Origin of the sequence: Paenibacillus luteus, from assembly GCF_006542765.1 — a bacterium.
In the GTDB taxonomy this organism is placed as follows: domain Bacteria; phylum Bacillota; class Bacilli; order Paenibacillales; family Paenibacillaceae; genus Pristimantibacillus; species Pristimantibacillus luteus.
This window is the reverse complement of sequence record NZ_SKCD01000011.1, coordinates 709098-722970: the sequence shown is the minus strand read 5'-3', so window position 1 is coordinate 722970 and position 13873 is coordinate 709098. Positions and strand designations below refer to the sequence as shown.

9 protein-coding genes are annotated in these 13873 nt (G+C 45.9%); 7 read left to right on the top strand and 2 right to left on the bottom strand.

The features are described 5' to 3' along the window. Position 1 precedes the first annotated feature (1 nt). The 3 genes from E0496_RS11130 to E0496_RS11120 all read left to right on the top strand — a co-directional run bounded on the left by E0496_RS11130 (position 2) and on the right by E0496_RS11120 (position 5816). On the top strand, positions 2-850 hold the full coding sequence (locus tag E0496_RS11130) for a carbohydrate ABC transporter permease (RefSeq protein ID WP_241674693.1): 849 nt from the start codon (positions 2-4) through the stop codon (positions 848-850). Between the two features lie 2 nt (positions 851-852). Then, a complete protein-coding gene (locus E0496_RS11125; protein WP_141501620.1) occupies positions 853-3648 on the top strand; it encodes a glycoside hydrolase family 2 TIM barrel-domain containing protein in 2796 nt (931 codons plus the stop codon). A 101-nt stretch (positions 3649-3749) separates the two neighbouring features. Continuing rightward, positions 3750-5816: a glycosyl hydrolase 115 family protein gene (locus E0496_RS11120; RefSeq protein ID WP_241674687.1), complete on the top strand. Its 2067-nt coding sequence runs from the start codon at positions 3750-3752 to the stop codon at positions 5814-5816. 202 nt (positions 5817-6018) lie between these two features. Here E0496_RS11120 and E0496_RS11115 read toward each other — a convergent pair whose 3' ends face one another. Next, positions 6019-6501, bottom strand: coding sequence for a MerR family transcriptional regulator (locus E0496_RS11115; RefSeq protein ID WP_161601372.1), 483 nt, complete (start codon positions 6499-6501; stop codon positions 6019-6021). A gap of 227 nt (positions 6502-6728) precedes the next feature. On the opposite strand from E0496_RS11115, the gene E0496_RS11110 reads away from it, so the two are divergent. Together E0496_RS11110 and E0496_RS11105 are read left to right on the top strand one after the other, a co-directional pair. Continuing rightward, on the top strand, positions 6729-7862 hold the full coding sequence (locus E0496_RS11110; protein ID WP_141501616.1) for an NADH-dependent flavin oxidoreductase: 1134 nt from the start codon (positions 6729-6731) through the stop codon (positions 7860-7862). 264 nt (positions 7863-8126) lie between these two features. Beyond that, a complete protein-coding gene (locus tag E0496_RS11105; protein WP_206669747.1) occupies positions 8127-8534 on the top strand; it encodes a cupin domain-containing protein in 408 nt (135 codons plus the stop codon). A gap of 206 nt (positions 8535-8740) precedes the next feature. Here the strand turns inward: E0496_RS11105 and E0496_RS11100 are convergent, their stop codons facing one another. Then, positions 8741-9592 (bottom strand): aldo/keto reductase, encoded by an 852-nt coding sequence (locus E0496_RS11100; RefSeq protein WP_141501612.1) that lies wholly within the window; start codon positions 9590-9592, stop codon positions 8741-8743. A 315-nt stretch (positions 9593-9907) separates the two neighbouring features. Between E0496_RS11100 and E0496_RS11095 the strand changes: the two genes are divergently transcribed. Together E0496_RS11095 and E0496_RS11090 are read left to right on the top strand one after the other, a co-directional pair. Further along, the gene (locus tag E0496_RS11095; protein WP_141501610.1) at positions 9908-10825 is read left to right on the top strand and encodes an AraC family transcriptional regulator; all 918 of its coding nucleotides are present in this window, start codon (positions 9908-9910) and stop codon (positions 10823-10825) included. A 581-nt stretch (positions 10826-11406) separates the two neighbouring features. Then, the gene (locus E0496_RS11090) at positions 11407-13851 is read left to right on the top strand and encodes a glycoside hydrolase family 27 protein (protein WP_141501608.1); all 2445 of its coding nucleotides are present in this window, start codon (positions 11407-11409) and stop codon (positions 13849-13851) included. The last annotated feature ends 22 nt before the right edge of the window (positions 13852-13873 follow it).

The window sequence follows — 13873 nt, the reverse complement described above, 5'->3', positions numbered from 1 at the left end:
TATGATAAGACAATCTACATTTTCATGGGGGAAGCTAACGATTCAATTCATGTGTATCGTAATCGGCGTTGCTTCTCTGTATCCAATCGTATGGATGGTAGCGAGCTCGTTTAAGGACAGTTCTCAAGTATTCGTTAGTGCGCACTCCCTTATTCCAGAAGTTTGGAATTTCTCCAATTATTCAAACGGTTGGAGAGGGTTCGCAGGGATTACGTTCGGGACTTTTTTTACAAATACAATAATCATCGTATGTACAGCCGTACTAGGAACCATCATTTCATGTTCGCTGGTCGCATACGGATTTGCTAGAGTGAAATTCAAGTTTAAAGGTTTCTGGTTCGGCACCGTCATGCTGACGTTATTGCTGCCAGGACAGATTGTTCAAATTCCGCAATATATCATCTTTCATCAAATGGGTTGGGTGAATACATTTCTTCCGCTAATCGTTCCGTCCTTCTTCGGGTCTGCTTTTTTTGTCTTTTTACTTATGCAGTTTATACGTACATTACCGTATGAGCTTGACGAAGCGGCAAAGATTGACGGCTGCAGTAGATTTGGAATCTTCTCTCGGATCATTCTCCCGCTCATTAAGCCGGCATTGGTGACGGCCGCCATTTTCGAATTTTATTGGTCATGGGATAATTTCTTTGGTGCGTTGATCTATCTAGGAAAGCCTCAGCTGTATACGGTTAGCGTTGCTTTAAGGCTGTTCGCTGACCCAAGCTCAGGTACAGATTGGTCGGCAATGTTCGCGATGGCTACTCTTTCTTTGATTCCACCTATTCTCGTCTTTTTTGTTTTCCAACGTTACATCGTGGAAGGCATTAGCACAACGGGGTTGAAAGGTTGATCATGATGGAAAACAGCTTGCGTGAAAAAATATCTCTGAATGGCATATGGAATGTCTCGTTGGATAGCTGGGGTGAAAACGTCGGCACATTCCAAACACAAATTGTGCTCCCCGGAACGCTTGACGAGCAAGGCTTAGGACCGACGCCGGAAGTTTCCACGGATCGTCTGACCCGGAGACATGCATACGAGGGGCGGGCGCGTTATGAGCAGACGGTCATTATTCCTGATGGTTGGTTAGGTAAATCGATTTTACTCAGAATGGAGCGGACGCGCGAAACAGAGCTGAGGATCGACGGTACACTGGTTGGAACTTCCAACTCCTTGTCGACGGCACAAGTGTATGATATTAGTCATTTTATAGGACCAGGAAAACATGTCATTACTGTAACCGTGGACAATCGCTCCGGAGTCATGGCGTGGAGCAGCATAAGCAATTCACATATGGCAACCGACCATACACAGACGAACTGGAACGGTATTTTAGGCGAGATAGAATTGATTGCTGTTGATCCCATCCATATGGAGCATGTACGTTTGCATGCACAAACAGATGGAACGGTTATTGGGAAGGTTCTATTGCGCAAAACGGCAGGCACCGACGCTGCGGGTCAAATCAGGATTCAAATAATGGATATCAACGGAAATCTGCAAGTCGAGGAGCATTCGATTTCTTTTACTATGCCTAAAGATACCGTGGAAACAGAAGTGGAATTCACAATTCAAGCAGATCAACGGTTGCGATTATGGGACGAATTCGATCCTGCGTTATACTGTCTCCATCTTACGTTGGAGGGAAGCTTAGGGGGGAAAAGCGTTGCTGATGCGCAGACTTATCCATTCGGCATACGTACCTTTCTCGTAAAGGGAACGCAATTTGAGGTCAATGGCAAGAAGACGATGCTTCGCGGCAAACACGATGCATGCGTGTTTCCGTTAACTGGGTACGCTCCTATGGATGTTGAGTCATGGATGGATGTATTCCGAACGGCAAAATCATATGGTATTAATCATTATCGCTTCCATTCTTGGTGTCCGCCGGAAGCTGCTTTCGAGGCTGCTGACCATCTTGGCATATACCTTCAGCCGGAGCTTCCGCTTTGGAATCCGGGCACAGCATTTGAGGACGATGACGAATGGCAATATTTCACGGACGAAGCGTTTCGGATTCTTAGTGCATATGGAAGTCACCCGTCATTTGTCATGTTTGCTTGGGGAAATGAATTGGCAGGTTCGCTCAATCGTATGGAGCTTCTCGTCGAGGAAACTCGTCATTATGATCCTAGCAAGCTTTACGCAATCGGCTCGAATAACTTCTTCATTCAAGCTCAAGCGCCACGCAATTCCGATTATTGGACGACATTTTGGACAGAGGGAACATGGAATGTTAAGAAATCCAGCTACGGTGGAAAACATGTACGTGGAGCGACCCCTCATTCGACGCGAGGTTTTATTAACAACAGTCCGCCATCTAGCAGGAAAGACTATCAGGAAGAAATTTCACATCTTCCTTTTCCGGTTATCGGGCATGAAGTAGGGCAATTTCAAATTCATCCGAGCTTCGCAGAGATTAGCAAGTACAGTGGGGTATTGGAACCTGGACTTCTCGCTCGTTTTCGAGATCAAGCAGTTGAATCGGGCCTACTAGTTCAAGCTGGTGATTTCCAAGCTGCCTCCGGAAAGCTCGCTTGCCTATGTTATCGAGAGGAAATAGAAGCGGTATTGAGGACACCGGGTATGGCTGGTTTCCAACTTTTGGACTTGCAGGATTTTCCAGGCCAAGGCGGTGCGTTCGTCGGCATATTGGATTCTTTTATGGATACGAAGGGAATCATCGAGCCTGAGGAGTGGAAACGCTTTTGCAGCGAAGTTGTTCCGTTGGTACGGTTAAAGAGCTATGTGTGGACAGAAGGCGAACGAATTGAAGCACGGATTGAGGTGGCTAATTACGGTCCAACTACGCTAGCGGATCATACAGTGAAATGGTCGATCAAAAGCGAGAATGAGGGACACGTCACGGGTGGTCGTTTTCCGAACGTCGTGATCTCGCAAGGGGAAGTTGGGGTAGCAGGAACCATAGAATTGCGTGTCCCGCCTACCAAGAATGCCGAGAAGTGGGTTCTGCGGGTTTCTATCGAAGGGACTTCATACTGTAATGAATACGCGCTTTGGGTGTATCCCGACAGACATGAAGTGCAAATCCCAACGGGTGTCTTCGTCTCGGACGCTTTCGATATATGGACACTAAATGCGCTGCAGCAAGGAAGGAATGTGCTGCTAATTCCATCAGCACACGCTTCGTTCGGACATGGACCCAAAGGAACGTTTATCCCTGATTTCTGGTGTTATCCGATGTTTAAGAAATATGATCCGCCAGGGACGCTGGGCATTCTTTGTGATCCTGCTCATCCCTCATTATCAGATTTCCCAACTTCATCGCACGCGGAGTGGCAATGGTGGCATCTGATGAAAAATTCCCGAGCCATCGTACTGGACGAGGCGGGACCGGATTATCGACCTATCGTTCAAGTAATCGATAATGTGGCAAGACAGCAGAAGCTGGGAATCCTCTTCGAAGCGAAGGTAGGCAATGGAAATCTGATGATTTGCTCCATTGATTTATGGAGCCAACAGGATCGTCCCGAAGCGCAGCAACTGCTCTATTCATTGCTGCATTATTGCAACTCAGAACAATTTATACCGCAGGCTACTTGGACTGAGGAATACGTAGAGACATTGTTCGTCAGCCGTAAGAGTACGGAGGTAGCTGGAAATCCGGATGCCGATACGTACGGCTGATGAAACGGCTTTATGCGATCGTGTGTCTTAAAGCGGTATTTAGCCAAGACAGGCTGTTGTATGTATAGGTTTACTTTTAATGTAAAAGGAGGGTACTGACGTTGACTTTTATTATTGACAGCAATTCAGTTTACCAGTTGCCGTTGAATCCGTCGTCCCCTATTCGGCATGCGTGGAGAATGGTAAAAAGGGATCACGAGCAAATTTTTGGTCAATCTTCGATTGTTGCGGGGGGAGATGCGGAGCCGGCCGACGTGATTTTCCGTTATACCGTGCCCGAGGACAGGTGCCCGGATATACCGGAATCCTATTGCTTCCGCTTCGTCAAGGACGGAGCCAGAACGGTGCTTCACATTGCTGCGCCTGACGATCTTGGATTAGTATACGGCATGCTTGCGTTCAGCGAGCGGCATCTCGGTGTAGATCCGTTCTGGTTCTGGGCGGATATCCCGCCGGAGCGACGTATTCACATCGAAATTTCTGCTGTTGATTATGATTCGCCTGAACCATGCGTTCGTTTCCGCGGCTGGTTCGTTAACGATGAGGTGTGCTTGATCGGATGGAAGGAACAATATCCGCCGACCCGCGACATATGGGAGCCCGTCTTCGAAGCGCTGCTGCGCTGCGGAGGGAACATGGTCATACCTGGTACTGATTTGCCCAAACAAGGCATTCATGCCGATCTAGCTGAGGAAATGGGATTATGGGTGACGCATCATCATGCCGAGCCGCTGGGAGCAGAGATGTTCCTCAGAGCCTATCCCGGCCAGAAGGCAAGCTATCAAGAAAATCCCGAGCTGTTCGAAGCATTATGGGAGGAAGCGATTGAGAAGCAAAAGGATCGCAACATCGTATGGGTACTCTCGTTTCGGGGGCAGGGTGACCAGCCATTCTGGGCACAGGACCCAGCGTTTGACACGCCGGAGAAGCGGGGCGCTATGATTAGCCGCGTGGTTATCAGGCAGTACGAGATGGTTCGCAGCAAAGTAGCTGATCCGAAATGCTGCGTAGCATTCTATGGGGAGATCGCAGAGCTGTACAAAGCTGGACATATTCAAATTCCGGACGAGATTATTAAAATCTGGGCGGACAACGGATACGGAAAAATGGTTTCCCGTCGCAACGGAAACGAGAACCTGCGAATTCCGTCTTTACCGGGGCTTGCGGATAAAGGCAAGCATGGCATTTATTATCATGTCACGTTCCATGACCTTCAGGCTTCTAACCATTTGACCATGTTTCCTGCTTCGGCCGATCTGATCAAAGAAGAAGTTGAGGAGGCGTACCGGGTAGGGGCAAACGGTTATGTGCTCGTCAATAGCGGCAATATCCGTCCGCATATTTATACACTGAGTATACTGAGCGAGCTCTGGTCGAGCGGGAAAGTGGATGTCGAGGAGCATCTTCATTCGTTTGTAAGACGAATGTATCCGTCCGGTACGCTTCAAATCGCTGACTTATACCGTGATTACGCGAACCATACCATTCCATACGGTCCACACATAGACGACCGGGCTGGAGATGAGTTTTATCACCATCCGGCCCGTAAAATCGTGGGACATTGGCTTCAAGGCTTAGGCGAGCATAAGCCTCTTGAACGTTTGTTATGGGCGACGGGCGAGGTTGATTTCTCCAAACAGGTGGAGTGGTTCAGCAAGAAGTGCGCCGATGCGATTCCAGGATGGGTCGAATTAAACGAGCGGATTGAAAGTTTGCTCCTTGGATTTGCGGAAGAGGATCGCCTTCGGCTTAAGGATCACTTGCAACTGCATGTAGAGCTTCACCTGTCAGGATGCGAGGGCTTCGACAGACTGGGAAAAGCTTATGCCGCTTATCGGGAGGGTAACCATCCGCTAGCGTTCGTCTATGCATCTCAAGCGATGTGGAAATATGAAAAAGGTCTCGCCGTTTTACGTGCAGCTGAGCATGGGAAATGGGCTCACTTTTTTAACGCGGACTGGCTTACGAATATATCAAGTACGGTACAAAACATGGACACGCTTCGTCGCTGGCTCCGTATGCATGGCGACAGTCCCGATTTCTTTCTCTGGTATAAGGAGTTTTTGATGCCGGAAACCGAGAAATATATTTATTTGGAGAATACACACCGTAATCCGCTCTCCGATGATGAACTAGCCAGCAGGCTGGCGATGCGGTTTGAAGTGTGATTAATTAAATCTTAGAAGGTTGGGCCGCAAGCACTTTTATTGGTGCTTGCGGCCTTTCTTGTTGCTCATCATCAAAGGAATTTGACTCAATTGAACTTAAACTCATAATACGAACTGGCTGGTTAGTGCACTATCCGTCAAAATTAAATAGACAAAAAAATTGACTTCGAGTGTACTCGAAGTCGTAGACTATTTTCTGAGGTCAATCATGAATTTTTGATGCTGATTTGATAAGTTCCGGTATAACGTATTTTTCCCCACATTCAGGGTTATTGTTGACTGGATTCCAGGTATCTTCCAATTGACCAGCCAAGACACTTTCGTAGTAAGCCTTCTTCTCTTTTATGTGCATTAATTGAAGGTTATACTCACGAATCTTCATTTCTAGTTCATTTTCTTGTTTTGCAACAAGCTCAGCCCTTTCAGGAATCGTCTCATCACCTTGTAAACACATAGCAATGTAATATTTGACTTCTGAAATCGGCAATCCTGAAATACGAAAGGAATGAACCATTCGCAACCAATCCAAATCATGGTCAGAGAATAAGCGATTGTTTCTGCCGTCTCTCGAAACGAAAGGTATTAATTGTTGGCCATCATAGTAACGGATCGTATGTTTAGTCAGGCCTGTTATTTCAGATACATCTTTTATTGTATATTTTGGTTTATGTTCTGTCTGATTCAAAAATTCGAACCTCCTTGCTATTGACTTCGAGTTACTCGAATACTTTATGATGTCATTGTACCAATGTAGCGAGCACTCATCAACTGGTAATCTCCTTTGTCATTCCCATTTATTAAACAAAGAATAGAGGTTTTTTTGGTTGATCCCTTTAGAAAAGCGAATAAACGGGTTAACTTAAGACAACAATTACTACAATTCATAAATGATAATTAGAAAGAGGTTAGAAGATGTATACAAAATATAGCAACATGTTTGAATCCTTCACATTCAAAAGTGGAATGACCCTTAGAAATAGAGTTGTTATGTCCCCTATGACCACTTGGGCCAGTAATGACGATTACACGATTTCAGATGCTGAAGTGGAATACTACACAAGAAGAGTTAAAGGCGTAGGCTTGGTTATAACAGGATGCACGCATGTCCAACCTAATGGTATAGGTTTTACGAATGAATTTGCAGCTTATGATGATAAATTTACTCCAAGTTTACGAAAATTGGCAGATGCCGCGAAAAGCGGAGGAGCCCCTGTAGTCCTTCAAATTTTTCACGCAGGAAACAAAGCACTGCCGCATCTTACACCAAATGGAGATGTAGTAAGTTCCAGCGCTGTAGAGACGGAAGCTACTGGATTTGCTCCTTCCGTTTTGCCAAGGGAACTTTCGCACGATGAAATATTGGAAGTAATTCATGCGTTTGGAGAAACAACAAGACGAGCCATTGAAGCAGGGTTTGATGGCGTTGAAATTCATGGTGCGCATGGATTTTTACTACAAAACTTTTTTTCTCCTTTTTTCAACAGACGTGAGGATCAATGGGGAGGATCACTAGAAAACCGTTTGCGTTTCCCAATGGAAGTTATTAAGGAAATGAAAACCATCATTAAAAAACATACTACAAAACCGTTTATTTTCGGCTACCGATTTTCTCCTGACGAACATCAAGAAGGCGGTTTAAGAATGAAGGATACCTACGTACTGATTGACCGACTGATTGAAGCGGGTGTTGATTATGTTCATGCTTCACTAACTGATGCTCTTTCTTCAAAGCCAGTCGATAGCCAAGATGAAAAGACGTATCTTGAGTTGATCGTTGAACAAGTAAATAGCCGGGTGCCAGTAATGGCGGCGGGTTCTATGGTAACGCCGGATGATGTTGCTAAAGCATTGGATAAAAATCTTAACCTAGCTGTGATTGGACACTCGTTAATTACAGATCCAGACTGGGTTGAAAAGGTTCAAAATGGACAAGAGTCTGAAATCCAAACGGTTATAAAAGCCTCCAAGGTGAATGAGCTTGAGATTCCGGAAAAACTTTGGAGCATCATTCAAGCTTCTGGTCCATGGTTTAAGATTGAAGAATAACATTATCATTCATCTGCCTGACGGCATAGAACGGCAGGCTCGTTGAGTTAACTGGCAGGAAAGTTGAATTGAACAAGGGCATAATACATGTCTATCTGTATAAAAACACCAAATAGACATTTAGGATTTCCCTCTTGCGTTGAAGTGCACTTTAAGGTTTATAGTGAACTCATCACATAGAGACAAGGCCACATGCTTAAGGAGAAAGCGAACGGAATCACAAAAGAAATTTATAAGGACTAAGGGAGGACAACGCTTATGATTATCAATGACATGAAAGAAACCATTTTATTTGATGTAGGAGAACCAAACCCATATTCTCAATTTTTCGTTGGAAAAAGTTATTTAAAAATGCTCACATCTGGACCCAATGTCGTCGGGAACGTAACTTTTGAACCAGGCTGCCGTAATAACTGGCATTCTCATGCAGGAGGACAATTATTGTTTGTTACTGCGGGTGAAGGTTACTATCAATCAGAAGATGAACCCGCAAAACGCTTAAAAGCAGGGGACGTGGTAACCATTCCAGCCGGGGTGAAACATTGGCATGGTGCTGCAGATGACTCATGGTTTGTTCATTTAGCAGCGACAGGTGACCCAAGCAAACCAGAAACCGAATGGTTTGAGCCTGTAAATGACAAGCAGTACGCGGAAGCAAATAAAGTAAAATGAAAATTAGGTGAAGCGTTTCAATTCTGATCGATTTCCGCTCTAAGACAAGTTTTCCTAGTCACCTTTCGAGGTGGCTATTTTAGTATTCATTTACTACCGTATAAGGCTCCATTAAGTTGATGGCATAATACGCACGGGCTGATTGTGCTAATTGAATGGCAAGAGGCTGCAGCTAGTTTGTCGCTGCAGCCTCATAATCGTAATGATTAAATATCAAGTTTACGTGTACCAATCCATTTCACCATTTCAGGATCTCGATGTGAAAAGAACAAGCTCTGATTCGTATCTAATGTAGTAATGGTATCCAAATCCTCTTTCCCTAATTCAAAATCAAAGATATTAAAGTTTTCAGTAATTCTATCTTTCCTAACAGACTTCGGAATTACAACGACTTCTCTTTGTGTCAACCAACGTAAAACGACCTGAGCAACGGATTTATTATACTTTTCAGCTATGGATGCCAATATCTCATTTTGGAACAAATTATTTTTCCCTTCAGCAAAAGGTGCCCAGGATTGGATTTGGACATGGTTCTCTTGCATGAATTTTGCACTTTCGATTTGCTGGTTGAAAGGGTGGGTTTCAACCTGATTTACGGCAGGAACGATTTCATTATGAATGATCAAATCGATAAGACGGTCCGAGTGGAAATTGCTCACGCCAATCGCCCTAATCTTACCTTGACGATTTAATTCCTCCATGGCACGCCATGAGCCGTAAACATCACCAAATGGCTGATGAATTAAATACAAGTCCAAATAATCCAGTTGCAGTCTTTCCAGCGATTTTTCGAATGCTCTTTTTGTATGTTCATAACCAGCATCCTGAACCCAAAGTTTCGTAGTGATAAATAATTCTTCTCTTGCTACGCCACTTCGTTTAATTGCTCTGCCAACAGCTTCTTCATTTAAATAGGAGGCAGCTGTATCAATCAGCCGATAGCCTGCCGTTATAGCGTCATAAACGCTTTGTTCACACTCCATTTGATCAGCAATCTGAAATACACCAAAGCCGAGTATAGGCATCTCAACACCATTGTTTAACACTACCTTTTGCATCTAAAACCCTCCAGTTATTTATAATTATTCGTAACTCGTTTTGCGCTTATTCATAATCATGAGCTTTACAAAAGTAATGTTTATTCTAAGCACTTACTTATCAATAGGACATCGCATTCATACTTCTGTATTTTCCCACCCCCCAAAAAACGAGGATTTAACAGCAATATTTTTTGGGATGACTTTATTATGCTTTTCTGAATATAAAACGGATATCTAATTCGTCTTAAATGATTGCCTAATCCTCTCATCGGCATTCCTTATTAGCAAACTAATGGCTATAATAAAACAAATAAAAGCAACAAGGAGTGGCCTATGTTAGAAGAAATAATGACTCAACAGGATAACCTCACCAGATTGATTAAGCGTCATTGCAAACAATCAGGTGTATGGCAGACAACGATTCCTTCTCTGTTTCTAATCCGTACAGACAAGATAGATGAACCAGCCTACAAAGTATTTAATCCATCCTTTTGTTTTGTTGCTCATGGGCTAAAGGAACTCTATCTAGCGGAGGAACGACTAATATATGGCCCATCCAATTACCTAATAACATCCATGAACCTTCCGGTGATCGGGCAGGTTATTAAGGCAACGCCAGATGCTCCATATTTAAGCTTAAAGTTTGAGTTTAGCCAAAATGAAATTTTAGAGGTTTTAAAAGACGCTAAGCTCCATACAAATTTAAAGGATAATGCTTCACGAGCTATGTTTGTCGCGGAGATCGAATTATCAATATTAGATGCCGTACTTCGCTTGGTTCAATTGCTCGACTCGCCACAAGATATTCCGTTTCTTGCTCCCATCCATAAGAAAGAGATCATTTATAGACTCCTTCAAGGTCAGTATGGAGCTGCACTTGCACAAATTGCAATGGAAGGCAGCAACAGCTACCGCATCAAGGAGGCAATCGACCAAATCATCGGACATTATGATCAACCATTAAAAATTGAAGAACTAGCTGATCTCGCTAGTATGAGCATTTCTTCGTTTCACAGACATTTTAAAGAAACCACTGCCATGAGCCCCCTTCAATTTCAAAAGCAGCTTCGGATGCAAGAAGCCCGGAACCTATTGCTAATGGAGTCAGCGGATGCCACTGAGGTTGCATATCGGGTGGGTTATGAAAGTGCATCCCAGTTTAGTCGTGAATACTCTCGTATGTTTGGTCTTCCTCCTAAAGCGGATATAAAACGACTGAAGGAAACATATGAACAACAAGAAAAAATATAGATTAAATCTTTGTTAAAGTTAACGGGTAACTTTTGTGAAAACATATTGTCAATCGTAGCAGCAGCTCCATTTTTCTTTAACCTAGAGGACAGCACTCCCATTTAAACTTTTGAACTCTAGTAGAGTGCTGTCCACCTTTTTGGTGGTTTTTTTTATTGATTAGGATATTATGAAAAATTGATAATTTTGGATAGTTCTATTGAAATTAAAGAAAGGGGAAATGGTGAGGAGCGGCCAAGTATATTAGTCGTTATTTGGCACGTTCAGCGATAGCAGAGCATCGCAGCATCAAGTACGACTAGAACGAGTTATAAGACCGGGAAATGAGTAAATGTCGTAGTCCCAGTGATGAAATGCATCTATGATCTCGTCCGACACATCCCGCCTAAAAGGTCGAATTTCTCGTGGAAATGGAAAGTTGTACCTGAAAGCGCTTAACTGTACCTTGTTCGCGGCTTCTGCAACCCGCTATGATCGAATCAAAGAAAGCGCTACCATGACACAGGCTGTATTACTACCATTCCGCGCCCGCGGCGCTCACTCTTGATTTCGCGCATGTCCACTACAAAGGAGATGAATTGATGAAGACGGCATTAAGAAGAACTGGCTATCTCGCATTTGCATTATGGCTGGCGTTCGCGGGCTTCGTGATCCCAGGGAAACAGACCGCGAACGCGGCCAACAACGGGCTTGCGCTTAAGCCTCTCATGGGCTGGAGCAGCTATAGTATGCAAGTGTACTCGGGCAATCCCACTTGGATCAACGAAACGCAGATCAAGGCGCAGTCCGACGCTATGCATACGAAACTGCAGTCGTACGGCTACAATTACATTAATATCGACGCGGGCTGGAACGGCGGCATCGACGGCTATGGCAGGCCGGTTCCGAGCACCACGCTGTATCCGGGAGGCTTTACGGCGCTAATCGATTACGTGCATGCGAACGGCCAAAAGTTTGGACTCTATATGATTCCGGGCATTTCTCCGCAGGCATATAACGACGATCTGCCGATCTACGGCGCAGCCGGATGTTCGATGCAGGACATCGTCGCCCAGCCGCTGAGGACGGCAGACTACTGGAATTTGGGCTACAAGATCAATTTCGGAAACCCGTGCGCGCAGAGCTACATTAATTCGATCGCCGACCTTTTCGCTGATTGGGGCGTCGACTTCGTGAAATTCGACAGCGTCACACCGGGTTCCGGTCATAACGACACTTCAATTGACGCGCGAGGCGACGTCGCCGCTTGGTCGCAGGCGCTGAGCGCGCACAACATTTGGTTCGAGCTTTCTTGGGCGCTGGACCACAATTACGTCGACACGTGGAAGCAATATGCCAACGGCTGGCGTGTGGATTGGGACGTTGAATGCTATTGCACCAACACCGCCCTGACGGCTTGGGCGAACATCGATAGATTGTTCCCGAAGGCAGCGATTTGGTGGCGCGATGCCGGACCCGGCGGCTGGAACGACTTCGATTCTCTCAACGTCGGGAACGGCTCCATGGACGGTATGACGCAGGACGAACGGCGAACCGCCATGTCATTATGGGCGATGTCATCGGCGCAGCTCTACACGGGCAACGACTTAACCAATTTGGACGCTTTCGGACTCTCCTTGCTGACGAATGACGAAGTTATTGCCGTAAATCAAGCGGGCAGGCCGGCCCATCCGGTATCCACCGCCTCGAATCAACAGGCGTGGTACGCCAATAACGGAGATGGCACGTATACTGTGGGCTTGTTTAATCTAGGCAGTGCCGCCGCGACGGTTAATGTGAACTGGAGCGACATCGGCCTGAACGGCGCCGCGTCCGTCCGGGATTTGTGGACTCATAGCGATCTAGGGTCGTTCAATACCGGTTATAGCTCAGTCAATTTGCCTGCGCATGCTTCGAGGCTGCTCAAAGTCACGGCTACGGGCGGCTCCGTGACCGCCAACAACGACGACACCGGCATTAAATACACGGGGGCGTGGCAGCGCAGTCACAGCCGGGGCTTTGGAGACTATGGGGACGACGTCCACTACACGCAGACGAATAACGACGCGTTCGAATACACTTTTCAAGGCACGGGCATTGATCTCATTACGGAGAAAGATTCCTCTCAGGGCAATATCGACATTTACGTGGACAACGTCTTCAAACAAACGGTTAATACCTATAACACGACCCGCCAGGCGCAGCAGACCGTCTATAGCATCACCGGTCTCGCCAACGGTCCCCATACCTTGAAAGCCGTCAAGAAATCGGGCACTTACATGCTAGTCGACAAATTGCAATTCAGCGTGCCCTCGCCAATTCTCGTGAACGATACCGATCCCGGAGTATCGTTCACGGGTACGTGGACGACGAGCAGCGCCAGAGGCTACGGCGATTATCAAGATGACGTCCACTACACGCAGACGAACAACGATTATTTCCAATACACGTTTAACGGAACGGGAATCGACCTCGTCACCGAGAAGGAGGCTTCCCAAGGCAACATCGACATCTACATCGACAACGTCTTCAAGCAAACTGTCAACACCTACAACGCCACGCGGTTAGCCGCGCAAACTGTGTATAGCATCAACGGACTTGCAAGCGGCTCGCATACCATCAAAGTCGTTAAGAAATCGGGCACGTACATGCTGCTTGATCTGTTGCGGTTCAAGAGCAATCAGAAACAGTACAACAATACCGATGCCAGCATTAGCTATACGGGCTCATGGTCGCTGAACGGCAACCGCGGGTTCGGTGACTTCAACAACGACGTCCACTTCACCCAGACGAATAACGACTACTTTCAATTCGCCTTCACCGGAACAGGTGTGGAATTGATTACGGAGAAGGACGTTTCGCAAGGCAACGTGGACATCTATTTGGATAATGTGCTACAGACCACGGTCAACACAGCCAATCCGACGCGGCTGACCAATCAGGTCGTTTATAAGGCGACAGGCCTGTCGAATGGCAGCCATACGCTCAAGGCCGTGAAGAAATCGGGCACATACATGCTGCTGGATTCTATCAGGGTAACGCCATAGGCTAGCGGTATAGGATGAGAAG